Source organism: Streptomyces sp. NBC_01306, assembly GCF_026340465.1.
Lineage (GTDB): Bacteria > Actinomycetota > Actinomycetes > Streptomycetales > Streptomycetaceae > Streptomyces.
Map to the genome: position 1 here is coordinate 7,441,797 of NZ_JAPEPC010000001.1, position 26,085 is coordinate 7,467,881.

The following is a 26,085-nucleotide window of genomic DNA, read 5'->3' on the forward strand; positions in this document are numbered from 1 at the left end:
GCACCCCCGGGACTTCACCGGTTGGTGCGCACGTCGCGGCGGCCACACTCGGCGAAGCGGGCTCGCGGCCGGGCGCAGAACTCCGTCACCGCCGCGGAGCAGTCTCGTCCCGGTGCGCGCGGTGGCGCAGGTCCACGGCGGTGGCGGCGAACGCCGGCGGGCCGGGCAGCAGCGGGAGCAGGACGGGCATGGCCCACAGGAGCAGCGTGGCCAGCAACACGGCGCCGGCCGGCAGCGCGGTGCCACGCGGGTCGGCCAGCGAGCGCGCCGGCGCCTCCCGGCCGCAGAGCCGGTACGGTCCGTCCAGGGCGACCGCGCGCAGACCGACGGCGGCAGCGCCCAGGGCGAGCAGCGGCAGGACCGGCGCCATGACGGCCGCTCCCGGCAGCCCGGAGCGCAGCAACTCCTCGTCGAGCAGGAACAGTACGCCGAACGCCGGCGGCACCAGGCCCCTGACGAGCGCGGCCGCATGATCGCCCTTCACTGCGCGCTGCGAGCCAATCGCGCAGGAGGGTGATCGGCTGGACTCATGCCCCCGCGTGCAGCCTCGATCTCCTGGACTGGACGCCAGGTCGGCGCACCTGGCCGCGCCATGACGATGACCGCTCCGCTTCGCCTCAGTGGGCGGCGTGACGTTCACGGCGGAGTCGGTCCGGGCCTTGGCAGGGGACAAGAACGCAGGCGAATGTGGGTGGGCCCCGACGCGGTAGTCGCGTCGGGGCCCACCCACATCAGCCTCCTGAGCGCCGTCTACCAGCGGTACCAGCGGCCACGCTTCCCTCCGCTCGCTGCGGGGCGGACGAGGAACCCCAGCAGCCACACGACCAGCACGATGGCGGCGATCCACCACAGGGCCTTGAGTGCGAAACCCACACCGAAAAGGATCAGGGCGAGCAGAAGAACGAGAATGATAGGAACCATCGTTATCAACCTCCAAGCTGACGACTGCCCTGGTGTGAACCGTTCACTCCTGCCGCCCTCATATCACCTTCATGCCGCCCGGCGGGAGATGGTTTCCGTGCAGCAGCTGTCGGGGTTTGAGCGAAAGGCTTTCGGGCCAGATGTGGCATATCGCGTTCCTCTAGTAAGGCAGGGAGTGAGTGATTGTGGCTGCGGATGAGAAGGCTCAGGCCAAGGGCGAGCAGGTCAAGGGCAAAGTCAAAAAGGCCGCCGGAGGCGCTGTCGGTAACGAGTCCATGGAGGCCGAAGGGCGCGCCGAAGAAGCCAAGGGAGACCTGCGGCAGGCCAAGGAGAAGGCCAAGGACGCTTTTAAGAAGTAGAGCCGCTACACGCTGATCCCGGCAGCCGTGCCTTGGCTGCCGGGATCAGCGTTGCCCTGAGTCGTCGTCCCGGGGCTGATGCGCTGTGGCCGTGTTTCGCGGGGCTCCGTCAGGACCGTCGCGCCGTAGCCGATCGCCGCGACCTCGGGGCCTGGCTTCCCCATGTCCGGTGCTGCATGACGCACTCTTTTGAACAGGCTGAAGATGGTGATGAACGAAAGACGCATGGTGGGTGATGAGCCTCGCTTAGCCGCCCGCCAAACCGAACGATTCTGCCGGGTACGCTCGCCGGCGTAACCCCTCGGTCGGGGTGGACTCCAGCGGCCTCCTGGTCCGGAGTTGCTGTTCGCTGGTGCAGGGCGGGGGCTGCCGGGCCGGTTCACGGACCGTTGTGTCAGTGCGTTGCGGCGGTCAGTCCGGCGCGGTGGATGCGGGCGTGCCCGGCGACGCGTCGGCCGAGGTGGCGGGCGGTGTTCAGGTCTGCGTCGTGGACCGCGGGGGTGTCGTTGAAGCTTTGTGCGCCGGCGCCGAGGTAGAAGCCGAGGCGGTTGTCGTCCTGGGGGCTGGATGTGGTGGTGTTCCAGCCCGGCAGAAGGTTCAGGCTCACCCAGAGCATTCCGTGCTGGGCCGCAAGGAGCGAGAGGTACTGCAGGGTGTGCAGCTTGTCGCCGCTCATGGAGCCGGAGTTGGTGAACCCCGCCGCGAGCTTGTCGCTCCAGGCGCGGGTCATCCACCGCTTGCTGCTGGCCTCGGCGAAGGCGTGGAACGCCCCCGACGCAGTGCCCATGTAGGTGGGAGTGCCGAAGATGATGGCGTCCGCAGCGTCCATCAGCTCCCAGTCCGCGTCGCTGAGGGAGGCGACGTCCACGTCGTGGACCTGCGTCCCGGCGACGGAGCGTGCGCCGTCCGCGACGGCCGTAGCGATCTGCGCGGTGTGGCCGTAGCCGGAATGCGACGCGATCACGATCGAGATATCGGACATGGGTGTTCCTCTCCTGCCGCGATGGCGGCGTGTTCGGTGGTGGTGTCGGCGGACGGCGAGCTGCCCGCTGCGGCGGTCGGCCGCACTGCTCCACGAGTGGGGGGCCGACCGCCCCGGCGGGGGTGTGCGCATGCCCAGCTCTCGCGGGCCGGCGCCGACCGCATCAGCGCACGGATCGACGATCCGCTTTAAACCGTAGCACCGATAAGGCGGTGATACGCAAAATGCGATATCGTTGTTCCATGAATGAGGGACGACTCGCCGCGCGGCGCCAGGTACTGCAGGTGGCCGCCAAGCTTTTGGAGGAGGGCGGCAGCGAGGCGGTCTCCACGCGCGCTGTCGCCGCAGCCGCGGGCATCACAGCCCCCGCGCTCTACCGGATGTTCGACGACAAGGACGGACTCCTGTCGGAGCTGGCCGCCTACGGATTCGACATGTACCTGGCCGAGAAACGGGAGGCGCTGGCGCTGACCCCCGACGACCCGGTGGCCGACCTGTACCGCGGCTGGGACCTGCACGTCGACTTCGGAGTGCAGCACCCCGCGTTCTACATGCTCATGTATGGCACTGTGCAGCCCGGACGTCGGCCCCCGGCCGCGGACGAGGCGCACGCCCTGCTGGTGACACTGCTGGGCCGGGCGGCTGACGCCGGGCGCCTTCGGGTTCCGGTGGAGCAGGCGACCCGGGTCATCCACGCGGCGACGACGGGTGCCACGCTGGCGCAGATCGGCGAAGAGTCCTCGGAGCGGGACCTGACCACTTCGGCACGGCTGCGGGACACCATCATCGCCTCGATCACCACGGACCCGCCCGCCTCATCCGGGTCGGACCTGGCCTCGCGCGCACTCGCCCTCGATGCCGCACTTCAAACCGCGCTCACCACCGGGCCCCCGGCCGCTGGGGTACCTCTGCGAGACACGGAGACGGCTCTGCTGCGCGAATGGCTGCAGCAACTGGCAGGCTGAACCCGCCGTCTGATCTGCAGGCGTGGGCGCAGTCGGTTATGCCAGCCGCACGGAGGGCGTTCAGTCGCAGGGGCCGACTGCAAGGCCCTGACGGGGCGATGCGCTGGCTTGAACCAGGGCTCGTGCCAGGTCGGTGCTTTCCGGAAGGGTGTCGAGGGGGAGTGGCTGCGTGGCGAGAGCGCCTTCATGCAGTACGAGGAGTTGGGTGGCGAGGGTGGCGGGGTGTGAGCAGCCCGCTGCGGTGGCGAGTTCCTTGAAGAGGTTTCGGAGCCAGAGTTTCTGGTTCGCGGCGATGCGGTGTGCGGGGTGTGAGGGGTCCGGGAGTTCGGCGAGTGCGTTGATGAAGGCGCATCCGCGGGTGTTGGTTTCGCTCCAGGTCCGCAGTGCTTCGAAGGGTGCGGTGACGGCCTGGGTGGGAGTGTCGCTGGTGTCGACGGTGGTACGGACATGTGTCCGCCAGCGCTGGTCGCGGCCTGTGAGATAGGCCGCTACGAGGTGGTCTTTCGAGCCGAACTGGTTGTACAGGGTCCGCTTGGTCACCCCTGAGTGCTCGGCAATCAGATCCACGCCGACCGCTGTGATGCCGCGGTTGTAGAACAGTTCCTCTGCGGCTGCCACGACGCGGCGCCCGGCGGGTGTTATGGGCCGTGCTTCCTGCACTGTGGGACCTTTCACCGGTCGGTGTACGGTGGGGCATGTTCACAGATCAGTATACCTGAGGGAGGTTCAAGCGATGAGTGCATCCCCGTTCATGCGAGCGGTGCGGATCACCGGGCACGGAGGGCCGGAGGTTCTTGAGCCGGCGGAGGTCGCGGTCCCTGTTCCGGGGGCTGAGGAGGTGCTGGTCCAGGTCAGTGCGGTAGCCCTGAACAACACCGACTTGTGGACTCGGGAGGGCGCTTACGGGAGTCCGGGGGACCCGGACGCGAGGTCGGGCTGGCGCGGCCCGGTCGGCTTTCCGCGTATCCAGGGTGCAGATGTGTGCGGCCGCGTCGTGGCTGTCGGGACTGGAGCGGAGCGGAGCCTTGTCGGGCGCCGGGTGGTCGTCGATCCCGCGATCTACGAGACCGAAGGGCCGCACGCCAACCCGGTGGGCCTGATGGGGAGTGAACGCGACGGTGGATACGCGGAGTATGTGACAGCGGCGGTGGAGCGTGTGCATGACGTGACGGATTCCCCGCTCACGGATGACCAGTTGGCGGCGTTGCCGACCGCCTACGGTACGGCGCTGGGCATGATCGAGCGGGGCCGGCTGCAGCGAGGAGAGACCGTCCTGGTTTCGGGGGCGTCCGGCGGCGTTGGCCTGGCCCTGGTGCAGATCGCCCGTGCGCGCGGCGCGCGGGTGCTCGCCATCAGTAGTGGAACCAAGATCGGTGCGGTGCGTGAAGCGGGCGCGCACGAGGTCATCGACCGAGCGGGCGACGTCGCGGAGCAGATCCGTACCGCCGCTCCGGAGGGCATCGATGTCGCACTGGACGTCGTGGCCGGCGAACTGGTGAGTGAGGGGCTGCCGTTGCTGCGCGAAGGGGGCCGGTGGGTCATCGCGGGCGCGCTGGGGGGCTACGGCGTGGCTTTCGATGTGCGCCGTCTCTATCTGCACAACGCCCAGGTCATCGGGTCCGCAATGCATACGCCCGCACACTTCGATCTCCTTATGGGCCTGGCTCGTCGGGCCGAGGTCCAGCCCGTCATCGCCGCTACCTTCCCACTGGACCAGGCCGCTCAGGCGCAGGAGGAACTCTCCCGCAGAGGACACGTGGGAAAGATCGTCATGCACCCCTGAGTTCAATCCAGCGTGCGGTGGGGGAAATTCGGCTTCGGTGACGTACGCGGACAGGGCACTCACCATGTCCTCGGCCCTCCAACGCATCCGCCGGATCCAGTGGAACTCCCTGGGGTCGGCATGCCGCTCCCGAGCCGGAGAAGACCGGGCATCACTCGCTCGTAGACTTCGTCACCGGGAATTCGCAGAAGAGCGAATTCAGCAGCCCGCAGATGGCGCTTGGCTCGTTACTCCCACGACTGTTCCTGCGGCATGCCGGGCGAAGGCGTGGTCGTCTCAAGGAGGTCGTGGGGCTTGAGCGACTCCGACAGAGCCGTAGCCGAGCGGACCGTCCCAGCTCAAGCCGGCGGACCCTCGCCTCGGTTGACCTGCTGTGCTGTGTCGGTGGGTTCGGTGGGTTCGGTGGGTTCGGTGTGTGAGAGTGCGGCGAGGAGTTGCAGTTTCTCGTCGCTGTCGCTGTCCTTGTCGGGGTAGTAGACGACGAGGATGACGTCGTCGATGGGGAGTTTGTCGCGGTGGAGGCGTAGTTCACCGACGACGGGGTGGTGGACCGTGGTCGTGCCTCCGTCGAGACTGCGGACGTCATGGCGGGCCCACAGGGTGCGGAACCGCTGACTGGACAGTGCGAGTTCTCCGACGAGTTCGACGAACCGGGGGTTGTCGGTGTCGTCGCCGATGGTCGTGCGAAGGGCGGCGATGAAATCGGCGGTGGCTTTGGTCCAGTCCTGGTGGAAGGCTTGTTCCTCAGGGTCGAGGAGGAGGGAACGAAGCCGGTTCAGGCCGGGCCGCAGCCGGGGGGAGAGCGCGATGGCCATGGAGTTGGAGGCCAGGACATCGAACGCGCGCCCTTCGATGAACGCGGGGATCTGAAGGTGGGCGAGGAGTTCGTGCACCCGCGGCGGCACGTGTTCGGGCCGCTTGCGGCGCGGTGCCCTGGGGCGTGCTGCCGTCAGGCCGAGGAGATACGTCCGTTCGATGTCGTCGAGCTGCAGGACGCGCGCGAGTGATTCGAGGACCTGAGGTGAGGGGTTCTTGTCGCGGCCGCGTTCCAGGCGCAGGTAGTAGTCGGGGCTGATTCCGGCGAGCAGGGCGACTTCCTCACGGCGCAGGCCGGGCACGCGGCGGTTGCCGCCGCCGGGCGGGAGTCCTGCCTGCGCCGGGGAGACCAGCTCACGTCGGGCGCGAAGGTAGCTGCCGAGCCGGTTGCCGGATTCCTCATCCTTCATACCGACACCGTAACGCGGTGTGCGTGACTCAGAGGGGCCCTGGTGGGACCAGGGAAGACGGGGGCACTGTCACATCCAGCGGATGTCGCCAGACTGCGATTGCACTGTTCACGAAGGACAGAGCACACCACGGAATGCGCCGCGGGCCTGAACGCCGTCGGCACCTGGACTGAAGGGAAGATCTCATGGATCTCTCCAACCGCACCGTTCTCATCGTCGGCGGGACCTCGGGTATCGGGCGAGAGCTGGCCCGCCGGTTCGCCGCAGCGGGCAGCACCGTGGCCGTTGGCGGCCGCAGCGAGGAGGCGCTCTCAGAACTTGCCGGAGAGGGCTTCGGCACGATCAGCATCGATGTCACCGACGGCGCCTCCGTCACATCAGCTCGTGACACCGTGCTCGCCCGGTACCCCGAGCTGGACACCGTGGTGACGATGCCGGGCGTCATGCTCCTGGAGGACCTGCGCGACCCCGCGCACTTCGGGACGGCCGAGACGACGATCGACACCAACCTGACGGGCACCATCCGGGTCATCGACGCCTTCACCGCGCACATGGTCCGGCGGGGCGCCGGCACCTTCATCACCGTCACCTCCGGAATCGCCTTCCTGCCGTTCCCGCCCATGCCCACCTACGCCGCCTCGAAGGCGGCAGTGCACGCCTACACAGAGGCGCTGCGCGCGCAGCTCGACGGCACCGGCATCGGTGTCGTGGAGCTCGTCCCTCCGGCCGTCGCCACAGCGGGCCAGGAAAAGGTGAACCCGCACGCCCTGCCGCTCGACGACTTCGCCACCGAGGTCATGCAACTGCTCTCAGCGGACCCCACCCCCCGCGAAATCGTCGTGAAGGCGGCCCTCGTGCACCGCTGGGCCGAGCGCGACGGCACCTACGACGACCTCGTCGCACAGCGCTCGCAAGCTCTGACCATGCTCCCCAGCCGCGAAGGCTGACGCCCCATCTCCCCATCGGGTCGCATGGCTCATCGCCTCCGGGCGCCAGCGAGCAGAGCCACGCGTCCTGTCCACGGGGCCCCGCCACCCGCACGGCCCCGCCTCGCCGGGCGGCCACGGTTCAGCCGCGAGCGTCGCCGGGGCGGGCAGGCTGGTGAGTTCGGCGATCGCCTTTCCTCCTCGCCAGTCACCAAATCCCGGTTCGACTCGATCACGATGTCGACGCCCAGCTGTTGACGCCGGAGCCGGCCTGGATAGCGCGTTGACCGGGCGGAGCCCGCGTCGGTTCAGAAAGCTGGTGACCGTGCTGCGGCGCGAGGGTGTGGACGCGGTCCGCAATGGCCGTCCGTGGAGCCTTCCACTGGAGGGCCGGGCCCTGCGGGAGCCTTGATGACCCATACGCTCGTCGTCCGCCGACAGCGCGATCCCGGTGACGTACGAGGCGCTGAGGGTCCGACCGATGGGTGCTGGCCGGACCGTCACTCCCCGATCGGCGGCCCACTTCAGCCTGAGGGCGGCGGGTTCTGCGATTCGGCGGCGCGGTGGTGTTCGGCGTTGATGCGCTGGGCTTCTGCGAGTTGGGGTTCGAGGATGACGATGCGGCAGGCGGCCTCGATGGGGGTGCCCTGGTCGACGAGTTCCCGGGCGCGTGCGGCGATGCGCAGTTGGTAGCGGGAGTAGCGGCGATGTCCGCCCTCGGAGCGCAGCGGGGTGATGAGGCGAGCTTCGCCGATGGCGCGGAGGAAGCCCTGGGTGGTGCCGAGCATTTCGGCGGCCCGGCCCATGGTGTAGGCGGGGTAGTCGTCGTCGAGACGGCCGAACGAGTCGTCTGCTGTCATTGCACCTCTCTATGGAACATGTTGGAGGGCCCGGGTGCTGTGTGGCACCCGGGCCCCGAAGGAACTGCTACACCATCTGCCGGCCCTGGTACTGCGCCGGCCTTATGTTTCCGCATTCCCGCCCGGGAGAGGGCGTGGGATGCGGGGATCGCGGTTGCTTGACCGGAGACCACCTCACTATCGATGTCCTGCGGTACCCGGGCTCGAAGATTCCGCCCGGGCGATCCTGATGATGCTTGGCTCCTCCGTTCTTCCCTCTGGGATCACTCACTTACCTCTGCTGGTACTACTGTCCTGCGGCCTGTGACAGCGCCACTCTTCGACAGCCAGCCCCGTCGCCCGTCCTGCGTCTGCTCTGGCTTAGAACCCCGCTGCCGAACTTCCCGATGCGCGCGCCCGCAGCCGACGCCTTCACCAAGGTGCTGCTCACTTAACTCCACTGCTGGGTCATGCACTTGCGGGTCCTGCAGTACTGCTCTCGGTGGCCCCTGATCACTGCGGGCTACCCGGTCCGGTCGTCAGTCCCGTCGCCGTCCTGCGACAACCCTGGCTTCGAAACTCCACCACCGCACCGTCCTGCTATCTGTAACTGCGATTACTGCTGCCCGGCAGTTCGTCTCTGCCGGACCCTGCGGTCTCTCTGGCTACGAAAGAAACCATAACCACACCACCACCCAATGTCTACTCCGGCGAGAATAGATTTCCGTGTGCGTCATGGGTAGATAGTCGGCCTCGATGGACGAGGGCGTGCGAGGCGCATCGCCCCGGCAGGGCGTACCAGGTCCGGCGCGCTTCCTCGATCGGCTCGGCCGTGTACGGGCATGAGGAACTCTGCTGATTCAGCGTCCGCCCCTGCCGGCCTGGCGGAGCCGGTCGGCGTTGTGGGTGATGATGTCGATGCGGGCGGCGAGGTCGGGGTGGCCGGCTGCGAGGTACGTGTGGGTGTCGGCGAGCGGCTTGATGAGGTTGGCGGCGTCGTTGTCGGCGAGTGCCTCGGCAAGGTTCTCCCGGGGCGTGTGCGCCGGCGCGGGGAGGTCGGTGAGTGCGGTGATCTGTCCGGCGAGTTGTCGCAGATCGGCGGCATTGTCCCGGGCCCAGGCGGTGACGCTGCGGTCGGCGGCACGGTCGTCGCGGGTGGCCTGGACGCGTTGTTCGCCGGTGGTGCCGGGGGCTCCTGGACGTACGCGGAGATAGCGCCGCTCGGCGGCTTGCCGACTGGCGACGCCCAGGGGGTGGGCCAGGTCTGCCCAGCTGGTGCCCGCGTCGCGGGCCGCTTCGATGAGTCCCGGTTCCCATTCGGCGAGTTGCTCGCGCAGTTCGCGCAGCATGAGCAGAGCGGCCAGGGCCTCTTCCGAACTTGCCTGAGTGCCTTCTGGGTGGGTTGGCTGCTGGGCGTTTTGGGCGGTGCGGACGGCTTCGTCGATCGTGTCCAGCGCTTCTGCGGCGGCGAGGAAGGAAGCGGGGTTGCTGGAGGACTGGGATGCGTTCATGGGACCCTCTTCTCAGCCGTCACCCTCTGGGTGACACTGAACTTGTCATCGTCTGGATGACATGTTACAACGGTGGCACACGAAGCGCATTGGCAGTTTCTGCCAGACCTGTGGAGGTGTTTTCGCGATGTTGATGCGCACTGACCCGTTCCGCGAACTCGACCGGCTCGCCCAGCAGTTGACGGGCGTGACGGGTACCTGGTCCAGGCCCTCAGCGATGCCGATGGACGCCTACCGGGAGGGCGAGGAGTACGTGATCGCCCTGGACCTGCCCGGGGTCGCGCAGGACGCGATCGACATTGATGTCGAGCGCAACATGCTCACCGTCAAGGCCGAGCGCCGGCCGGCGGTGAAGGCGGACGATGTGCAGATGGAGCTCTCCGAGCGGCCACTGGGTGTCTTCTCCCGTCAGCTGGTGCTGGCCGACACCCTGGATACCGAGCGCATCACGGCCGACTACGACGCCGGGGTGCTGACCCTGCGTATCCCGATCGCCGAGCGCGCCAAGCCCCGCAGGATCTCGGTCGGCGGGCGACCCGCGCACACGGAGATCCGCAGCTGAGAAGCCGGCTGTCCGGCCACGCCGACGTCGGAGGACGGGCATCGATCCCTGTCCCCTTCTGATCCCGTCCTCCGCGTTCCGCTTTCGTGCGCACCATGTCGCGCACCATGTGCAGAACCCGCCCGCCGCATCCCGCTCAAGCCCCCGGGCCACGGCCTCCTCTGCGGCCGCCCGTCAGCACACCCGAGCCCAGACGCAACAGCCCAACCGGCACCAGCCGGGTCGGCTGACACTCATGCAAGTAGCCCTTCCTGCCAGCAAAAACGCCCTTGATTGAGAAAGGCGATCCCCGATGTTCCCGCTGAGTGAACCGGCCTCCGCCCGGACGGACATGACGTTTCACCAGATGCTGGAAAGAATCCGTTACGAAGGTGCGTACCCCACCCGAGAACATGCCGAGGACGTCACGCGCGCCGTGCTGGCCGCCCTGGGCCGCCAGCTGACCGGCGACGATCGCGTCGACCTCGCCGCCTGCCTCCCCATCGAGGCCGCCCTCGTCTTCACCGCCCAGATCCCCGACAGGCAGCCGCTCACGGGCTGGGGCTTCGTCAAGGACCTGGCCGCCCGCACAGGCGGCACGCCGGCAACCACCCGCTGGGACACCGGAGCCGTCCTCTCTGCCGTCGCTCACCTGGCCGGCCCCGGCCTCATGGACCGTATCCTCACCCAGCTCCCGTCCGGATGGGCTCTGCTCTTCGGCCGCGCAGAACTCATCCAGGCCGCATGACCGCTTCGGCCGGGAACCCGTAGCAGCAGCTGTTGGGGCGGATGTGAACGGTAGGGGGGCTCCGGCGGGACGCCGGAGCCCTGCCCGCGGGCGACCACCCTCGAACCCAGCTCAACCCGCACATTCGCAGGGTGCGTGCCAAGTTCGGGCAGCGGGGTCACTGGCCGAAAGGAGCACCGCCTTCTGGCGACTCTCACTGGATCACGGTCCTGTACATGGCGGGATCCGTGCAGCCGGCGAGCGCCAGCGTAGACGGAGCAGACCTTTGCCCTCGTAGCACCCGCTCCACCCACCGCACACACGCAAGGCGTCACTGTCGGGGCACTGTTTGAGGCGCCGGAACATCCCGCCGGTTGGTCGGGGGAGTCGGCGTCATAGTGCCGGAGCTTCTCGTGAACCTCCTTTTCGCCCACCCCTGGGTGCATCGCGCCCGACCAAGATCGGGAAGTCACTCGCGAACCGTACAACCGGGCAACGGTGTCGCGAGGATCATTGAAATCGGTAGGCATGCCTGCGTACGAGCTGGTCAAGTGCGCTCTACCTGGCATCGTTTAGGGAGTGATTGTCGTGACGTCCTCGCTGACCGCAGCGTCGTTGCCCGTACCGCCGGCCAAGGCCGCCGCCTCCATTGCCGAAAGCCCTACGATCGGCGAACTACCGCCAGTCGAGAACCCGTTGAAGGTTGCACCGAAGGATGCGCGGGCCCTGAGCAAGGCGTTCTTCGACCGGCTGCAGGTGCTGGAAGAAGGCACACACGAGTACCAGTACGCCCGGAACACACTCATCGAGATGAACCTTTCCCTGGTCCACTACGCGGCCTCCCGCTTCCGCAACCGGGGCAGCGGCACCATGGAGGACATCGTCCAGGTCGGCACCATCGGCCTGATCAAGGCCATCGACCGCTTCGACCTATCCCGAGAAGTCGAGTTCACCTCCTTCGCCATCCCCTACATCGTCGGCGAGATCAAGCGGTTCTTCCGCGACACCAGCTGGTCCGTCCACGTCCCACGCCGCCTGCAGGAGCTGCGCGTCGAACTGGCCAAAGCGCAGGACACCCTCTCGGTTGACCTGAACCGCCAGCCAACCGCGGCGGAACTCGCCACACACCTGAAGCTGAGCGAAGAAGAGGTCATCGAGGGACTGATCGCATCCAACGGCTATACCGCCGGGTCGCTGGACCTGCCCCAGGACAACAACGACCAGCACCAGGGGCCCTCGGGAGGTACACGGAGCCTGGCCGATGTCGTCGGCGCGTGCGACCCAGCGATGGAACTGATCGAGGACTTCCAGGCACTTGCCCCTCTCCTGACCACTCTCGACGAACGAGACCGGACCATCCTTACCCTGCGCTTCGGCCAGGAAATGACCCAAGCCGAGATCGCCGCGGAACTGGGACTTTCCCAGATGCACGTCTCCCGCCTGCTGACCCGAACGCTGACCAAACTCCGCAAGGGAATGCTCGCCTAGTCTTCCGAGTCGGGAATTCCGTTCAGATGTATAGGCTTGCTCCATCAACGACCTGCTGGCCGTCGGCGTGATCCGGGCCTTTCACGAAGCCGGTCTCACGGTGCCCGGGGACACCGCCGTCGCCAGCATCGACGGCAGCGAGGAGGGCCGGTACGCCACCCCCACGCTGACGACGGTGGTGCCCGACAAGGCCGCCATCGCCTCACTGGCCGTCACTTCGCTGGCCAACCGCATCGGTGCGCAGACCACGCCGCGGCCCACGGTGCACCTGGCCCCGCACCGGCTGGAGGTCGGCGAGTCCACGACCGGCGTGCGGCGGCCGGTGGCCGACTGAGCGACGGTACGTCCACGGGTGAGCCCCCGGCCGGCGCCGGCCGGGGGCTCCCGCGACCCGTCAGCGCACCGTGAGTGCCACCAGGTGGGCCGTCCCCGCACCGGACGTGTCGGTCGCCAGAGCGACGTAACGGGCGGTGGCCCTGGTGGTGAGCTGCCGCAGAGCGCCGGAGCCGGTTGTCGTGCCCGCGTTCCGGTAGGTCAGGCCGTCGTCGCTGACCTCCACCCGGCCGGTGGGCACGCGGCCCCCCGCCCACTCGGCGCGGACGGTGCTGAACGCCACCGAGGAGCCCAGGTCGACCACCATCCGCCCGTTCGGGCCGGGCGTCCACGCCGTGTGCGGGTCACCGTCGACGGCAGCCCGCGGGTCGGACATACCGGGCGGCAGTGGATTGGTCGGGAAGACGGTCCGGCCCAGCGCCAGATCGTCCACCGGGAACGCGGTCGCTCCGGACAGCCGGACGGTGACGGTGCCCCGGACGGTCGCGACCGAGCTGCGGCCCTGGCCGGTCACCAGCACCCGGCAGGACGGGCCGGACAGCCGTAGGGTGGCGCCGTCCAGCACCTCGGCGACCAGACCGGCAGGGAGCCGCCCACCGGTCAGCGGGCGCAGGGTGAAGCGCGGAGCGAGCAGCACCGCCGAGGCCGCATCGAGACCGGCCACCAGCGAAAGCCCGTCCGGTGTGACCGTCTGGCGGCCCTCGAACAGCGCGAGGCCGGTACCGGAGGCCGCCACCTCGACTGTGGTGGACACAGCGGAACCCGTCAGATTGAACAGGCTGAGGTGGCCCTCGGTCAGAGCCGCCCGCACTCCGTCCGTGTCCGGCTTCGGCACCGGCCGCCCGGCCAGCTCGCGCAAGGTGCTCGCCGAGGCGCCGGGTATGCCCTCCACCAGCAGTGGCCCTGACGGCCCGTCCGCCAGGACAACGGTGTCGCCGTAGACCGACAGAGGCAGCTTCGAGCCGCGTACGACCAGCCCGGCGCGGCCGTCGACGTCGAGCCAGCCGCCCTTGCTCGACGCGTCCGGAGCGGGCCAGGAGACAAGATCGGTCCAGGTCTGCCCGTCGGTGGAGCCCTGCAGGAGGTACTTCCGTCCGGCGGCAGCCTCCCAGCGGACGGTGACCCGGTCCACGGCCTCAGCGTGCCCGAGGTCCACCGCCAGCCAGCTGTCGGCCCGGGTCCTGTCCCCCTTGGAGACCGCCCACCGGGTGGTGGTGCTGCCGTCCACAGCGAGCGAGGGACCCATGCCGGTGTCGGAGGAGGACGCGGTGGCAGCCGCGCCCCGCGCGAGGTCGCCACCGTCGCCACCGTCCCGGACCTCGAACTCGTAGATCGAGTAGCCGTAGGTGGGGTCGCCCTGGATTCCCTGCATACGCAGATACCGGACCTGGGTACGGGTGAACGTCAACGAGTCCACCCGGCCGCCGCCGGTGGCCCCGCCGGAACTGTCGGCGGCGGCCACGGCGTGACTGCCCTCTGCGTACCGGTAGGTGCGCGACCCGGTGAGACCGGCCACGCCCGGCATGGTGAGGTTGTAGACCTCCAGGTGCCCTTCACCCTCTCCGGTGCCGGTGGTGGCGTACACGACCGCGCCCGAGGGCAGGGTGGTGAGGCCGGCATAGGCCGCGGAACCGAGGTCCAGGACGGTCGCGCTGCCGTCGAAGCCGTCACGCACCGCGTGGTAGGTGCGCACCTGGCGGCCTGCGACCTTGCCGGTGGTGGCCGGCAGGAACATCGGAGTGGCGGCGCTGAGCTTGAACAGCCAGTCGTCGTGGGCGGGTTGCCAGGTGAACTTCACGAACCCGGGCTTGCTGACCGCCGCCGACCAGGCGGCCGGCGACTGGTGCGACAACAGGCCCGGGACCTCGCCGAAGTCCATGACACCGGACGCCTGCTCGAAGAACCCCTTCTCCGACAGTGCTTGGACCTGCCGTCCCGACTTCGCCGCCCACAGATGGAGCAGGTAGCTGATGGCGACCTCGGCGCGGGCCTCAGGCTCGTACTTGGGCTCGCCGGAGAACTTCGCCAGCCGGTACTCCGGCGGATATACCTGATAGGCCTCCAGCCGTTCCGCCATGGCCTGTTCGGCCCACGCGGCGGCTCGGTCGCCGATCACCTGGGCCTGGAACGCCAGCGGGATGACGTCACGGCCGTACAGGTGCTCCCGGTCATTGATCATCGGCATGAACGGCTCACCCGCGTCACTCATCACGTTGAGGATGCTGCGCCAGAGCGGGCCGGTGTTGGGCTGGTCGGTGACCACCTGCGGCAGGGCGCGACCGGCGGTCAGGTAGTGGATCGCGGTGCGGGCGGAGGTGCGCCACACCTCCTCCTGGTAGTGCGGCTCGAAGGAGCCGTGGTTCTCGACGAGGAAGGTGTCCCACAGGTTGTGCCCGGTGTTGTCGCTGACCGCAGTCCCGTCCACGGTGACCGGGTTGGCCAGGTCCGCAGCCGGAAGACCCGTCTCATTCCGTGCCCAGGCGCGGTAGGCAGCCAGCCAGTCCTCATAACGCGGGTCGTCCTGCGACCAGACCAGCGCCGGCACCAGCGACTGGGCATAGACGCCCATTTCGTCGACCTTGGTGTCGCTCTGCCAGCCGCCCTTCAGCCCGTTGGGGGTCCACGGGGAGGACAGCGGGTCGTCGCCGGCGCCGAGCGAGGTGGTGTAGGCGGCCTGGTTACGGATCAGTGAGTCGACGCTCTTCTGCGTGGCGGCGTCGAGGTCGTCCCAGAGCAGCCGGGCGGCCAGTGCGAAGTACAGCTGGAAGGTGGTGTCGAAGAAGAGCGTCTTGCCCCACTCGGTGCCGCCGTTGTTCCGGTTGGACCCCGCGAAGTGACGGATCGAGGCGATCGTCCGGTCCTTCAGAGTGGCGGCGTCGACGCCGGCTTTGTCGGCGTCGTAAGTGCCGTGGGTGAGAAGGACCGCATTGCCGAGAACGACGGCGAAGCCGAAGTCGGTGGCCGTGTAGTGGCCCTTGTCGGAGTCCCACCGGGTCTCCGACCAGTTGGTGTGGGCGAGCAGGACCCGGTAGTAGGTCTCAGCCACCGGGTCCGGGGCGGGTGTGTGTCCCGTGCCGGCACCGGTGCCCGGGTGCCCGGCGGCGGACGCGGCGCCCTCGCTGAGGGCCGTGGGGAGCGCGGCCAGGGCGGCTGAGGCCCCCAGGAGCTGGACGAATCGACGCCGGTTGACAGGGAGAGGGGGGAGCTGGGGCACGTTCGATGCCTCTCGGAAGCGAATAGACAACGTTGTCGGGCAGGGTCAGTTTTCGGCCGCCGTGCGGCGACGTCAAGGGGCGCGTGCGAGGTGATGGCGGCCGGCATCGACCGGAGCTGTCCGGCATGTAACGGGACGCCGGGGGACAGGCCCGGCGTCTGACGCCAGGGCCTGTCGTTGGGGTTCTTGCTGGGTCAGGAAGTGGGGTCGAGGGGGCACATCCCGTATGCCCTTGTCACCTTCAACGCGCCCCATGGACTCGGAAGCGACCGTGGGTGGGCTGCCCGCGCCGTACCCGCGACAGGGCGCGGTCACGAGCCTGGGCCCCGTCGTGGGCGGGACTGCCTCCCGACCGGCGACATTCGACCCTATTGCGCTGGATCGGCCGTACTACCCCGGCGTGCAGGGCGCCGGGGGTAGTACGGCCCTTGACGTCGCTCCTGGTCTTTCCGAGTGGAGTCCCGACGGCCGAACCGCGAACTGCGCGCTGTCACCTGCGAATGCCTCGTCATGACAGAGCCCCGTCCACTCGGGCGGCCAACCGAGCGGGAAGCGCAGAGTGTTCGGTTGATGGAAGAAGTCAGTGACTTTGCCCGGCCTGTTGAGAGCGAACAGCGGCCCCGGGTGCTCCTGCCACGGGGCTTCGCTGGTCACGGACGGGGATATCAGACCTCTTCTCCGTCCTTTCTCCGTCCTCTTCGGCGGTGTCGGTTCGGCGTGTCGGGCACGGATTCGATGTCGTGGCCATCGGTGCGGAGCCGGGTTACGGCGTCGAGGACCAGGCGCGGCCCGACCGGCTGATCTTCTTGGCCCTCAGGGCTCACACGGTGAACACGGTGTCCAGCCAGTCGAATGTGCGCTGGTGCCACAGGGCGACCGCGCCTTCGTGGCAGTGCTCGCCGCCGCCCTCTTCCTCACGGAAAGAGATCAGTTCCTTCGGGCAGGTCAGCGCGTCGAGGACACGTTGCGGCTGGCCGGCGAAGAACTGGTCGTTCTCCGCTTCCAGAACGAGCGTCGGACAGGCGATTCGCTCTGCGACTCCCTCCAACGTGTAGGCGCGGAAAGCCTCGACCAGTTCGTCCATGTCGGAAACCCCGAGGGTCCACAGGCCGTTGCGGACCAGCCAGCGCGCCGAAACACTCTGCGCCATCACGGTGTCCAGGCCGCCGGGGACTTCCGCCGCGGCCCGGGCGACCGCCTCGAACGTGGCGTGGACGTCGTAGACCCCGTCGTGCAGGACGCAGGCAGCGATGCGACGCTCGAAAGCGACTGCCCGTGCAGCGAGATACCCGCCGAGGCTGGTGCCGATGAGCGCGATCCGGTCCGGGTCCACCTCCTGCAGGGCGAGCGCGAACTCGACGGCAGGGGTGACCACGGCCTCCCAGTCCGGCCGGAAGTGCAGGCCTTGCTCGCGCACGGTGCTTCCCTGGCCGGGCCCGTCGAAGACGAGGACGTGGTAGCCGCGCCGCAACGCCCCCGCGGCCAATGCGAGATAGCCCTCTTCGAGGGTGGAGTCGTAACCGCCGTGATAGAGCACGGTCGGGCGTTGCCCGCCCGACTCGTCGGCGAGGAACAGATAGCCCGGCAGGGTGGTCCCCTCGTACGGGATGCGCACGGCGCGAGCTGGGATGTCGAGCAGCGCGGCGGCGTCCGCGAAGGTCAGCTGGGACGCCTTCGCCAGCCGCGCGGACTCGATGTCGTTCGCCGGATCCGCCCGCCGGTAGAAGTCGGCGGTCCGGTAGTAGTTCGAGGCCCGCAGCAACGCCTCCCGCGCACTCACCCGGTGTCCGGCGGCCAGCGCGTCCCGGCCGATGCGCTCGACCCGCGCCGCCGTCGCGGCCCACTGGTCCGACCACGCCTCTTCGTCCCCCTCGGGAACCTGACGGCAGGTCACCAGGACCTCGCCGAGCTCGGCGCCACCGTAAGTGGCGTAACCGGCGGCCCGCAGCGCCTCGAAGGAGAAGGACTCGTCGTCGTAAAGAAATTTCACGCCAGCACCTCCACTTGGAACGGAACGGTTCCGTTCCGTCTGGTTGGGCCAACGCTAACCCATCACCGAACGGAACGCACCCGTTCCACTCCTTTATGCTTGCCGGATGGCGACAGAACGCAGGGCAACCGGCGGCGCGGCCTTGCGGCAGCAAGTGACCGAGGCCATCACCGAGGCGACCTTCGACGAGCTGGCCGAGACCGGCTACGAGCGCATGTCCATGGAGGCGGTCGCACGGCGGGCCGGTGTGGGCAAAGCCGCGCTCTACCGACGCTGGGCATCCAAAGAGGAAATGCTGACCGAACTCGTCCGAGAGGCAGTGGAGTACGCACTGCCGCCCACTCCGGCAACCGGGGCCCTGGGCACGGACCTGCGCGAGTTCCTCGACAGCCTCCGCAGTCAACTGGCCAACCCGGTGGTCAGCGGCATCGGCCCCGGACTGCTCGCCGAGAGCCGCCGCATGAGCGCGCTCGCGGACGTGGTGCACACCAGCGTGGCGGCACCGCGCCGCGCCGCGGTGCACGCCATGTTGCAGACGGCGATCGATCGGGGCGAGCTCCCGGCCTTGCTGGACTTGGAACTGGCCGCAGACCTGCTGATCGCGCCGCTGGGCTTCCGCATGCTGATCATGGACGGCGACAGCGGTGACGCGTACCTGGACACACTCACCCGTGTGATCGAAGCCGGGCTGAAGGCGGCCGTCCGCTAGGCAGGCGTTCGGGGGCTGGAAGAGCATGAACGGCGATCAGCGCGAGTGCGCACGCCATGGCGCGTGGTTCGCTGCCGGGGTCCGGTCCGGTCCGCTCCGGTCCGGTCCGGTCACACGGTGTTCAGCGCCCGCCGTCGGTTGCTGCGACCCGGTGAGGAGTATCGCGAGCCCACCGCGCAGGAGTGGCAGGACTTCCTGGCCCACTTCGAGCTGCGGTCGCCCTCGGCACCTGCGCACGCGACGTAGGCACCCCCTGCGTCCACGAGCACGCGTGCATTCGCTGCCCTGTCCTGCGGCCCGATCCCGAGCAGATGCCCCGTTTGAAGGAGATCCACGCGAACCTGCTCGACCGGCTCCAGGAGGCCAAGGAACAGGGCCGGCTCGGCGAGTTCGCCGCGATCGAAGCCAGCCTCGCCGCCGCCGAGCAGAAGCTCGCCGCCATGCGCGACCTCGCAGCCCGCCACACCACCGTCAACCTGGGCAAGCCCAATTCCGTGGCGTCGTCGCGCATAGCGACTCCGAGCAGCGAAACGAGGATGCGAAACACCAGTCCTGAGCACTACAACGAGGGGATGACTGTCTTCCTCTGTTCCAAGTGCGGCACCGCGATCACGCCGGAGCTGGCCGAGCTTGCCGCCATCCCTGACGTCTCCGACGACGAGCGCAACCGGGACAAGGAGACACGCCAGGCACCTTCCACCGTTCCGCGGGGCCACTACGCGATCGATGCAGAGCCCTGGGGACCCCCCTACGTCGTGCAGGACGATCAAGAGGACCCGAAGCCGACTCAGTCGCGCGGCCCTGCAGTCTGCCGCGAAGAGGGCTTCGTCATCTCGGCCGGCACGCGACACACAGCGCTGTTGCATCCCGACGACGCCGCCGGCCTCCAGCCCCTGCCCAACTGGGAGAACAGCACTGGGTGCTGCGGACCGATAGGCGACGAGGGACTCAACCGGGCCTGCCCCTGCGGCGCTCCGGTCGCGACCCTCGCGGCCGACTGCTTCGGGCCCAACGAACTGCACCTCGACCCCGACCGGACCTACGCGTTCTCACAGTAGGACCGCGAAGCGCACGGGGACGACGCGATCGACACGCCCGACGGAACGCGTCCCCCTCCAACTTCTTCACGACTACTCGCCGTCGTGAACTTCAGATCGCAGGCGGACCCGCCACCGAGCTGGGCCAGTTCGGATAAGACCAGTTCGGCGCGCTCGGACTCACCCTGAACGTGGTCGTCCTGTGGAACGGCCTCTACCTCGACCACGCGGCCAAGCAGCTCGCCGCCGACGGGTTCCCTGTCACCGACGACCTCCTCGCCCGCCTCTCACCCCTCCAGTTCGACCACATCAACTTCCTGGGCCGCTACGCCTTCTTCCGCCCGCAGATCCCCCGGCCGGCGCCCGCTGCGGGACCCGGACGGCGCCGAGCGCCCGCAGGAGTAGCCGGGATGGAGAGCACGGCGGCACCTGGCGGTCACGCATGAGGCTTTGGAGTTACCGATCCTCAACAACGGCGTCGGACTCCGTATTACCTGTTCGCCTGCCAAGAGCTACTTCGCTCCCGCCGGCAGAGACACCGGGCGAGGTTTCCACGGCTGTTGAGGCCAGGCCCTCGGTTGAGATGCCGGCTCGCTGGATCATGGCGTTCGCATCGATACGAAACCATTGCGCCTGACCTTGGAGTACTTTGACGGCCTTCCAGAAGCGTCTACGTCCTCCCTCGTCCGCCCCTCGGAAGAGGACCTGCAGACTGACCTCTCGCTCGTGCTGTGCACACCACCGCATGATCAGCATCAGGTCTTGGATAGACCTGTGACGTCCGGCAGCGGCAAAGACGTGGTCGGCGCTGACCCCTCGCCCTGTGCTTCTCAGCGCCTCAGTAAGCGTGAGCAGAGCGTTCACACTGGTGTGCCTTGCCACGATGTCCAGCACAGTGTGCACCTCTGCGTACCGGGTAGCCGGTCCAAGTTCATTCACGAACTGGGCGACTTGTTCAGACGTCCATTCCCGGGCGATGCGATCCAGGATCCATTGAATCTGAGGAGTTCGGTCTGCAATGTCGAGAAGGTCGATCAGCTCGCGTATTTCGGCGTGGGATCGTTCACTGACTGTGGCGTTGAGCGCCATTCGCGTCTCATCCCCATAGCCCCGGCCTTCGAGCATCGCGAGCAGCTCGTCGAGGAGCAGAACAGGACGCTGTGCGCCGGCGCCGGCCAGGACGGCGCGCACATCCTGTCGACGTCCCGAGGCGCGTAGGCGTTCCACAAGCGCCAAGGGCACCTCCGTGGGGCGCCGAATCCCGGCCGCCCTGAGCACAACGGTTGCGTCGTGTGATTGCCCACTTTCCGCGAGGCGCTCCGTGAGCATGGCGATTTCGGCGATCGGCCTCAACTGGCCTGCCGCCGTTAGTAGCTTGAGGGCATAGCTCTCGCACTGCATGGAACGCAGGTAGGTGACGGCCTCACCCACCTCTTCAAGATCCCACGCGGTTCCCGCCCTGCTGAGCTCCACGTGGATGTCACCGGCTCTGTCCTGGCCTTCCAATGTCATGACGTGCCGCAGGAGGCGTTCCGGCCTGGTGAGACTGGCGGGGGCATTTGGCGTGTGCCCAGAAGGGCCTGGTCCAGGCAGTCCGTCCGCGGAGAGTGCTATTGGTGTGAATTCGAAGGATTCCACTGCCGCATGGGGGATTCCTGGTTTCGGTTGTTCTGAAGTAACGGGTTTGGGGTGGCCGGCAGCGGAAAACCAAAGAGCCTGTAAACGCCCGGCCTCGATGTCGGGATCTCGACGGGGATGGCACCAACCTGCCAGGACTCGCACTGAGGGTTCTAGATTTATCCACCGCGGCAACCCTCCGCGACCTTGCAAGATGGCGCGCAGACGCTCATGGCTGAGCGTGCTTGCGAAGTCGCCGAGCTTGATCGTTTCACTTACCTTGCGGAGGCCTGGCCATCCCGCGGAACGGTGAAGCTCCTGAAGGGCCATTACGAGATCACGGTGGGCGCCTTCGGGTAGTTTGTCCACGCTGAGTATCGAGATCTCTGGCAACCCGTCCCCCGTAAAGTTCGTCAACCTCCGTCAAGTCTTGTGGAGTTGACCGATCACTGCAAGCGGAACTGCCGTCAACTTCAGGGGCCTAGCGCCATTCAATGTCTCCCACTGTTGGGCGTCCGGCAGTGTTCTCGGTAGGGCAGATCGCGAGGAGACGCCTGATGAGGCGCCACCAGCGGAAGCCCGCGCACGGTCACGTCCGGTTGCGGACAGAAGGCCGGCCCAACGGTGAGACGTTCGTGCCCGGCATACGGTCGGTCACAGGGACCTGGAGGCATCTTGAATCGGCAATACCATCGGGGTTCAGCAGTACCCCTTCAGGTCGAGTGTGCATCGCTGCGCGCTGCTGGTGGAGGCAATCCGTTCACCGGTAGCGCCCTGAAATTGGCCCTGTGCGGCGCGAGGAGGACACAGTGAACGGCCTCACCGTGCTGTCAGGGCTCCCTGACTCGGCAGGCGTCATCACGGTGGTCATCGCTGCCATCAGCGCCGTACGAGGTACTCTCCGCCCACTGGCGATGACCCTCTGCCTCTGTGTGCTGGCAGTGTCCCGCGACGCTTCCCGCCGCTCGGATGTGTTGGTCTATATGTCGCTGCTGAGGGAGGAATCAACCACCAAAGGCCGAAGGGTGCTTCGGAGGCGGCGCCGGCGAGAAGAGTAGAGACCGAGCGTCGTGAATCCACAGGGGATCACCGGTTCGCTCCTTGCCCGGACTCGACAGCCCGGAACTGACATGAAGTTGAACGCATCCTGAGAGCTCGTAACGCACCTCGGCGGGCGTCGCCCGGTCCCACTCGACCTGGACCACCCGGAGCCGGCGCCACCAACGCAGTAGGGCAAGGCTGTAGCTGCGGACACTGCCCGGCCGGTTGTCCCGAGCGACGAAGCCGACCAGGAACCTCCGGATCGGCTCCACTGCCTTCCCCGTGACGCTCCGCGACCGCTCCCCAAGATCTGTGCCAGAACCCCTTGGAGATGAACGAAGCCATGGAGTTCTCGCCTGGATCCTGGGACCTGGTCGTGCCCCTGGCTTTATCGAGCAGTAGTGGCTCTGGCACAGATTTCGTGATCGATTACGTTGCGTGCTGGCCGCTGGTATCTGGCAGTGGTGCGCTGATGGCCAGATCTTCGTCGAGTCTGGCTGCCAGGTCTTCGGCGAGAGTCGGAACGTGGCAAGTGGCCCACTGCTTGGTGAGATAGAGAAAGCCTTGCAGTCCCTCTTGCACGGTCTGCAGGATTCCCGGTAGGTCACCCACCACGATCTCGATGGGCAGCCCGGAAGGAGTTTCGTGAGCGTCTGCTCCGTCCGGCCACAGCTGCACGGCCTCGTCGGCGTGCTCAAGCCTTGGCGAAGGGTTATGGCCGAGCCACAGGGTCTCTCCGTTGGCGACGTCGAGCCACTCGCGCCAGTCCTCCAGGCCGCAACAACATCCGGGCAGGACGGTGACGTTGGTTCGTGTGTCGTGGATGCGCAAGCCTCCTGGTGCGATGACCTTGTCTGTCTCCAGCAGGTGGCGAATCGCCTCGCCGGCGTCCGTCAGGGGGCGATCGTCGCCATCTGCCAGCCAGTTGTAGCCAGCCAGCATGGCCAGCGCGGTGCCGACTTCGAGCGGGGACATACTGCCCGACAGAGCCATGAACTGGTACGGAGGCAGGTCAGCCACCGGCCAGAAAGAGAAGTCAACGGTGTCCGGGGTCTCCAGGACGGCATTCACGATCAGCACCGCGTCATTCTCACCTCGGGCGGTCCTGCCTGCCCAGCAATTTTTTTCCGGGGGTGCCTCTATGGGGTTCGTCAAGGAAATCGGTCTGCGGTCGGGTGGCCCCGGCAGGCAGCATGGCGGCATGCCGGATCTGCTGTGGGACAACGTCAAGGAGTTCTTCGACCCTGACCTGATGGGCGCTCTGCCGGACGTCTGCGTGGAGGGCGCCTCGGTCGAGGACTGGCAGTCGGTGTTTGACATGGTCCGGTTGTGCGGGTGGGTGTGGGAGTACTGGGAAGACGATGTCCTGGTGCCGTTGCCCTCGGCGGAGGCGGTGTTGTCGCGTCCTGCCGACGCGGACACAGCCATGGTGCGGGTGTGGCCTGTTGCGGGCGTGCTGGCGAACTTTTGGCCGATGTCGTCAGGTGAGATCGATTTCGATGTCGACCTTCGGGAACTGCAGGGCCAGGAGGGGGTGGACATCCTGTGCGGCTTCCTGGGATCGATCGGACGCCGGCTGGGCAAGCCCGTGCGGATGACTGCGGAGGGCGACTGGGGAAACCTGGTGCTCGGGTTCGATCCAGCGGCGGACCGTGTGGTGCTGCTGGCAGATTCCCGTGGAGTTCAACTGTCGGCCGCTGCGGGCCGGGACTCGTAGAAGGTGCCGTCGCGGAGCATGGTGAACAGGACGTCGACTCGGCGTCTGGCCAGGCAGAGGAGTGCTTGGGTGTGGCGCTTTCCCTGGTTGATCTTCTTGTCGTAGTAGGCCCGGGAGGCGGGGTCGTTGAGTGAGGCGAACGCGGCTAGGAAGAACGCCCGTTTCAGCTGCTTGTTGCCGCGGCGGGAGGGTTGCTCGCCGCGTATGGAGGAGCCGGAACTGCAAGTCGCGGGGGCGAGTCCGGCGTATGAGGCGAGGCGGGCGGCGGTCAGGAACGCGCTCGCGTCGCCGACGTCGATCAGGACCCGGGCCCCGGTCCTGGTCCCGATGCCTGGCATGGAGGTCAGGATCTTGGACAGCGGATGCTCGTCCAGCAGTTCCTCGATCCGTTTCTCCAGCAGCCCGCGCTGATCCAGGACGGCTCGCAGGGAGCCGGCCAGGCTCGGCACGATCAGCGCGGCCGCCTCGGTGCCCGGGACGATCACGGTCTGCTCGTCGAGCGTGGTGAGGATGTCCTCGACCAGGCGCTCGAACATGCGCGGGGCCAACGGCTGGGCGATGTTCAGCAGGCGACGGCGTCCGGTCTTGCGCAGGGCCGCCGGAGAACCGAACTGTTCCAGCAGGGCGAGGACCGCCGGGTGGTCGCGCCGCGGCCCCAGCACACGCTCCAGGTACGGGTGGATCTGGGTGAGCAGTCCGCGCAGCCGGTTGACGATGCGGGTCGCCTCGCCGGCCAGGTCGTCGTCGAAGCCGACGATCATCTCCAGCTCGGCGATGGTCTCGTCGGTGAGCTCGATGCCGCGCAGGGTGTGCGGCATGGTGCGGGCGGCGTCGGCGAACGGACGCGTCGCGGGCGTCGGTCTTGGCCTCGCCGGGGTAGAGGTCGGCGATCCGGCGCATCGTGAGGCCGGGCAGGTAGGCGACGCGGCATCAGGCGTCCCGGGCGACCGCGAGCGGTAGGGCGCCGATGGAGGCGGGCTGGTCGACCACGACCAGGACCGTGTCGTGCTTGGCGGTGAGCGTGTCCAGCACGGCCCGCATCTTGGGCTCGCTGTTCGGCAACCGCTTGTCGAAGACCCGCTTGCCGCCCCTCGTCAGAGCGGTTCCGTGGTGCTCGCCCTTGCCGACGTCCAGGCCGAGGAAGGCGTCCACATCTCCGGTGTCGATCACGCTGATCCCTTATGAGGTCGTGCTTTCCCGGCCTCGTTGGCGTGGCACCAGTCGCCGGCATCCACGTTACGAAGAGCCTCCCAGCGAGCTGGTGGTCCTGCCTCTATCAGCGGTCTACCGGTGCCTCCGGCCCGGTGACCCCCCCCGGATCATGCGAACTACAGGGGGAACAGTCATGCCGAGCCGGAGACCGGGAGCCCCGTTGTGGGGCCACCAAAAAGGTAACGGGGGGCGTCCGCACCCGCGTCGGCGCCCTCAGTGCTGCGGGTCGCCGGTGCTGCGGCCGTAGCGGGCGAGCATCGTCGTGACCGCCTCATCGACGGCGTGGCCGACGTCGGCAGGTGCGGGGCTCCAGTCGGCGAGCAGCATCTGCGGCCATAGGACGTAGTTGGCGATCATTCCGAGGAACTGGTTGGTGGCGCTCTCCGCGTCGGGCACCACCGCAGTGCCCGCGGCATGCTCGGCCTCCAGGTAGTGCTGGACGGAGATGAAGTAGGGCAGTTTTCCCAGCTCGAACTGAGCCCGTCCCAGTTCCGGGAAGCGCGGCAGTTCGGCGATGACGATGCGGAAGAGGGCCGCCATCGCGGGCTGGCCGATCAGGTCGGCGTACTGGCGGCCGATCGCGCTCAGGCCGGCGCGCAGGTCCCCGGGCTGCGTTGCGGGCGCCGCCTGGTCCGGCCCACCCTTCCAGTACTCGGTGACGATGGCTTCGAAGAGCGCTGCCTTGGTGGGGAACTGTTTGAACAGCGTGGACTTCGAGACGACCGCTTCCTGCGCGATCTTCGCCAGCGAGGTCCCGTCATATCCCCGGTCCAGGAACAGCTTCGTGGCCGCTGCGGTGATCGCCTCGCGCTTGCGCTGGGCGAGTCGTTGATGGTGCGCGGAGAGTCCTGCGGTCATGGGCCCAGTATGACCCATCACGAGGCGAGTCACTTGACTCGCCACTGTGCAGGTGTTTACGTGGACAGAGAGGCGAGTCGTCCGACTCG

24 protein-coding genes and 2 pseudogenes are annotated in these 26,085 nt (G+C 67.8%); 13 read left to right on the forward strand and 13 right to left on the reverse strand.

The window, feature by feature from the left end; genetic code table 11:
• Positions 1–85: 85 nt before the first annotated feature.
• Positions 86–484 (reverse strand): hypothetical protein, encoded by a 399-nt coding sequence (locus tag OG385_RS32985; RefSeq protein WP_266860439.1) that lies wholly within the window; start codon positions 482–484, stop codon positions 86–88.
• Between the two features lie 266 nt (positions 485–750).
• Positions 751–921 carry a hydrophobic protein gene (locus OG385_RS32990; RefSeq protein WP_266860441.1) on the reverse strand — a complete coding sequence of 57 codons (171 nt, stop codon included), beginning with the start codon at positions 919–921 and terminating at the stop codon, positions 751–753.
• Positions 922–1,106: 185 nt separating this feature from the next.
• On the opposite strand from OG385_RS32990, the gene OG385_RS32995 reads away from it, so the two are divergent.
• Positions 1,107–1,280: a CsbD family protein gene (locus tag OG385_RS32995; RefSeq protein ID WP_266860443.1), complete on the forward strand. Its 174-nt coding sequence runs from the start codon at positions 1,107–1,109 to the stop codon at positions 1,278–1,280.
• Between the two features lie 394 nt (positions 1,281–1,674).
• Here OG385_RS32995 and OG385_RS33000 read toward each other — a convergent pair whose 3' ends face one another.
• Complete coding sequence (locus tag OG385_RS33000; RefSeq protein ID WP_266860445.1) at positions 1,675–2,262, reverse strand: flavodoxin family protein; 588 nt, start codon at positions 2,260–2,262, stop codon at positions 1,675–1,677.
• 242 nt (positions 2,263–2,504) lie between these two features.
• Between OG385_RS33000 and OG385_RS33005 the strand changes: the two genes are divergently transcribed.
• Positions 2,505–3,227 (forward strand): TetR/AcrR family transcriptional regulator, encoded by a 723-nt coding sequence (locus tag OG385_RS33005; protein ID WP_266860447.1) that lies wholly within the window; start codon positions 2,505–2,507, stop codon positions 3,225–3,227.
• Between the two features lie 60 nt (positions 3,228–3,287).
• On the opposite strand, the gene OG385_RS33010 is transcribed toward OG385_RS33005, so the two are convergent.
• Positions 3,288–3,887 (reverse strand): TetR/AcrR family transcriptional regulator, encoded by a 600-nt coding sequence (locus OG385_RS33010; RefSeq protein WP_266860449.1) that lies wholly within the window; start codon positions 3,885–3,887, stop codon positions 3,288–3,290.
• A 73-nt stretch (positions 3,888–3,960) separates the two neighbouring features.
• On the opposite strand from OG385_RS33010, the gene OG385_RS33015 reads away from it, so the two are divergent.
• Complete coding sequence (locus OG385_RS33015; RefSeq protein ID WP_266860450.1) at positions 3,961–5,010, forward strand: zinc-binding dehydrogenase; 1,050 nt, start codon at positions 3,961–3,963, stop codon at positions 5,008–5,010.
• A 338-nt stretch (positions 5,011–5,348) separates the two neighbouring features.
• Here OG385_RS33015 and OG385_RS33020 read toward each other — a convergent pair whose 3' ends face one another.
• On the reverse strand, positions 5,349–6,236 hold the full coding sequence (locus tag OG385_RS33020) for a helix-turn-helix transcriptional regulator (protein WP_266860452.1): 888 nt from the start codon (positions 6,234–6,236) through the stop codon (positions 5,349–5,351).
• A gap of 185 nt (positions 6,237–6,421) precedes the next feature.
• On the opposite strand from OG385_RS33020, the gene OG385_RS33025 reads away from it, so the two are divergent.
• Both OG385_RS33025 and OG385_RS33030 read left to right on the forward strand, forming a co-directional pair.
• On the forward strand, positions 6,422–7,183 hold the full coding sequence (locus OG385_RS33025; protein ID WP_266860454.1) for an SDR family oxidoreductase: 762 nt from the start codon (positions 6,422–6,424) through the stop codon (positions 7,181–7,183).
• A 230-nt stretch (positions 7,184–7,413) separates the two neighbouring features.
• Positions 7,414–7,562, forward strand: a pseudogene (locus tag OG385_RS33030) (IS5/IS1182 family transposase); the annotation flags it as partial.
• 124 nt (positions 7,563–7,686) lie between these two features.
• Here OG385_RS33030 and OG385_RS33035 read toward each other — a convergent pair.
• Both OG385_RS33035 and OG385_RS33040 read right to left on the reverse strand, forming a co-directional pair.
• Complete coding sequence (locus OG385_RS33035) at positions 7,687–8,022, reverse strand: MerR family transcriptional regulator (RefSeq protein ID WP_266860456.1); 336 nt, start codon at positions 8,020–8,022, stop codon at positions 7,687–7,689.
• Between the two features lie 839 nt (positions 8,023–8,861).
• Positions 8,862–9,512 (reverse strand): type III effector protein, encoded by a 651-nt coding sequence (locus tag OG385_RS33040; RefSeq protein WP_266860458.1) that lies wholly within the window; start codon positions 9,510–9,512, stop codon positions 8,862–8,864.
• 127 nt (positions 9,513–9,639) lie between these two features.
• Here OG385_RS33040 and OG385_RS33045 point away from each other — a divergent pair, with 127 nt between their 5' ends.
• The 4 genes from OG385_RS33045 (at position 9,640) to OG385_RS33060 (ending at position 12,602) form a co-directional block, all read left to right on the forward strand.
• Positions 9,640–10,074 carry an Hsp20/alpha crystallin family protein gene (locus tag OG385_RS33045; RefSeq protein WP_266860460.1) on the forward strand — a complete coding sequence of 145 codons (435 nt, stop codon included), beginning with the start codon at positions 9,640–9,642 and terminating at the stop codon, positions 10,072–10,074.
• Between the two features lie 292 nt (positions 10,075–10,366).
• On the forward strand, positions 10,367–10,801 hold the full coding sequence (locus OG385_RS33050; RefSeq protein ID WP_266860461.1) for a DUF2267 domain-containing protein: 435 nt from the start codon (positions 10,367–10,369) through the stop codon (positions 10,799–10,801).
• 594 nt (positions 10,802–11,395) lie between these two features.
• Positions 11,396–12,268 carry an RNA polymerase sigma factor SigF gene (locus OG385_RS33055; RefSeq protein ID WP_266861315.1) on the forward strand — a complete coding sequence of 291 codons (873 nt, stop codon included), beginning with the start codon at positions 11,396–11,398 and terminating at the stop codon, positions 12,266–12,268.
• 55 nt (positions 12,269–12,323) lie between these two features.
• Entirely contained in the window at positions 12,324–12,602 is a 279-nt protein-coding gene (locus OG385_RS33060; RefSeq protein ID WP_266861316.1) for a substrate-binding domain-containing protein, read from the forward strand.
• A 60-nt stretch (positions 12,603–12,662) separates the two neighbouring features.
• On the opposite strand, the gene OG385_RS33065 is transcribed toward OG385_RS33060, so the two are convergent.
• Together OG385_RS33065 and OG385_RS33070 are read right to left on the reverse strand one after the other, a co-directional pair.
• Positions 12,663–15,746: a discoidin domain-containing protein gene (locus OG385_RS33065; protein ID WP_266861317.1), complete on the reverse strand. Its 3,084-nt coding sequence runs from the start codon at positions 15,744–15,746 to the stop codon at positions 12,663–12,665.
• Positions 15,747–16,635: 889 nt separating this feature from the next.
• Complete coding sequence (locus OG385_RS33070) at positions 16,636–17,805, reverse strand: S9 family peptidase (protein WP_266860463.1); 1,170 nt, start codon at positions 17,803–17,805, stop codon at positions 16,636–16,638.
• 106 nt (positions 17,806–17,911) lie between these two features.
• On the opposite strand from OG385_RS33070, the gene OG385_RS33075 reads away from it, so the two are divergent.
• The 3 genes from OG385_RS33075 to OG385_RS33085 all read left to right on the forward strand — a co-directional run bounded on the left by OG385_RS33075 (position 17,912) and on the right by OG385_RS33085 (position 19,997).
• Positions 17,912–18,514: a TetR/AcrR family transcriptional regulator gene (locus tag OG385_RS33075; protein ID WP_266860465.1), complete on the forward strand. Its 603-nt coding sequence runs from the start codon at positions 17,912–17,914 to the stop codon at positions 18,512–18,514.
• Positions 18,515–18,834: 320 nt separating this feature from the next.
• Positions 18,835–19,572: a hypothetical protein gene (locus OG385_RS33080; protein WP_266860466.1), complete on the forward strand. Its 738-nt coding sequence runs from the start codon at positions 18,835–18,837 to the stop codon at positions 19,570–19,572.
• A 170-nt stretch (positions 19,573–19,742) separates the two neighbouring features.
• Complete coding sequence (locus tag OG385_RS33085) at positions 19,743–19,997, forward strand: Tn3 family transposase (RefSeq protein ID WP_266860467.1); 255 nt, start codon at positions 19,743–19,745, stop codon at positions 19,995–19,997.
• A 10-nt stretch (positions 19,998–20,007) separates the two neighbouring features.
• Here OG385_RS33085 and OG385_RS33090 read toward each other — a convergent pair whose 3' ends face one another.
• On the reverse strand, positions 20,008–21,063 hold the full coding sequence (locus OG385_RS33090) for a hypothetical protein (RefSeq protein WP_266860468.1): 1,056 nt from the start codon (positions 21,061–21,063) through the stop codon (positions 20,008–20,010).
• Between the two features lie 1,575 nt (positions 21,064–22,638).
• The gene (locus OG385_RS33095) at positions 22,639–23,289 is read right to left on the reverse strand and encodes a hypothetical protein (protein WP_266860469.1); all 651 of its coding nucleotides are present in this window, start codon (positions 23,287–23,289) and stop codon (positions 22,639–22,641) included.
• Between the two features lie 121 nt (positions 23,290–23,410).
• On the opposite strand from OG385_RS33095, the gene OG385_RS33100 reads away from it, so the two are divergent.
• Positions 23,411–23,926 carry a hypothetical protein gene (locus OG385_RS33100; protein WP_266861318.1) on the forward strand — a complete coding sequence of 172 codons (516 nt, stop codon included), beginning with the start codon at positions 23,411–23,413 and terminating at the stop codon, positions 23,924–23,926.
• On the opposite strand, the pseudogene OG385_RS33105 reads toward OG385_RS33100, so the two are convergent.
• Positions 23,893–25,093: pseudogene (locus OG385_RS33105) on the reverse strand (IS110 family transposase). The gene OG385_RS33100 and the pseudogene OG385_RS33105 sit on opposite strands and share 34 nt — an antisense overlap.
• A 258-nt stretch (positions 25,094–25,351) precedes the next feature.
• Positions 25,352–25,996: a TetR/AcrR family transcriptional regulator gene (locus OG385_RS33110; protein WP_266860470.1), complete on the reverse strand. Its 645-nt coding sequence runs from the start codon at positions 25,994–25,996 to the stop codon at positions 25,352–25,354.
• Between the last annotated feature and the right edge of the window lie 89 nt (positions 25,997–26,085).

What these genes read in the sequence shown, in the direction of transcription:
- OG385_RS33050 (WP_266860461.1), top strand. Translation starts at nt 10,367, where the DNA reads ATGTTCCCGCTGAGTGAACCGGCCTCCGCCCGGACGGACATGACGTTT.
- OG385_RS33045 (WP_266860460.1), top strand. Translation starts at nt 9,640, where the DNA reads ATGTTGATGCGCACTGACCCGTTCCGCGAACTCGACCGGCTCGCCCAG.
- OG385_RS33075 (WP_266860465.1), top strand. Translation starts at nt 17,912, where the DNA reads ATGGCGACAGAACGCAGGGCAACCGGCGGCGCGGCCTTGCGGCAGCAA.
- OG385_RS33040 (WP_266860458.1), bottom strand. Translation starts at nt 9,512, where the DNA reads ATGAACGCATCCCAGTCCTCCAGCAACCCCGCTTCCTTCCTCGCCGCC.
- OG385_RS33090 (WP_266860468.1), bottom strand. Translation starts at nt 21,063, where the DNA reads ATGACATTGGAAGGCCAGGACAGAGCCGGTGACATCCACGTGGAGCTC.
- OG385_RS32990 (WP_266860441.1), bottom strand. Translation starts at nt 921, where the DNA reads ATGGTTCCTATCATTCTCGTTCTTCTGCTCGCCCTGATCCTTTTCGGT.
- OG385_RS33035 (WP_266860456.1), bottom strand. Translation starts at nt 8,022, where the DNA reads ATGACAGCAGACGACTCGTTCGGCCGTCTCGACGACGACTACCCCGCC.
- OG385_RS33015 (WP_266860450.1), top strand. Translation starts at nt 3,961, where the DNA reads ATGAGTGCATCCCCGTTCATGCGAGCGGTGCGGATCACCGGGCACGGA.
- OG385_RS33005 (WP_266860447.1), top strand. Translation starts at nt 2,505, where the DNA reads ATGAATGAGGGACGACTCGCCGCGCGGCGCCAGGTACTGCAGGTGGCC.
- OG385_RS33100 (WP_266861318.1), top strand. Translation starts at nt 23,411, where the DNA reads ATGCCGGATCTGCTGTGGGACAACGTCAAGGAGTTCTTCGACCCTGAC.
- OG385_RS33000 (WP_266860445.1), bottom strand. Translation starts at nt 2,262, where the DNA reads ATGTCCGATATCTCGATCGTGATCGCGTCGCATTCCGGCTACGGCCAC.
- OG385_RS33025 (WP_266860454.1), top strand. Translation starts at nt 6,422, where the DNA reads ATGGATCTCTCCAACCGCACCGTTCTCATCGTCGGCGGGACCTCGGGT.
- OG385_RS33020 (WP_266860452.1), bottom strand. Translation starts at nt 6,236, where the DNA reads ATGAAGGATGAGGAATCCGGCAACCGGCTCGGCAGCTACCTTCGCGCC.
- OG385_RS33110 (WP_266860470.1), bottom strand. Translation starts at nt 25,996, where the DNA reads ATGACCGCAGGACTCTCCGCGCACCATCAACGACTCGCCCAGCGCAAG.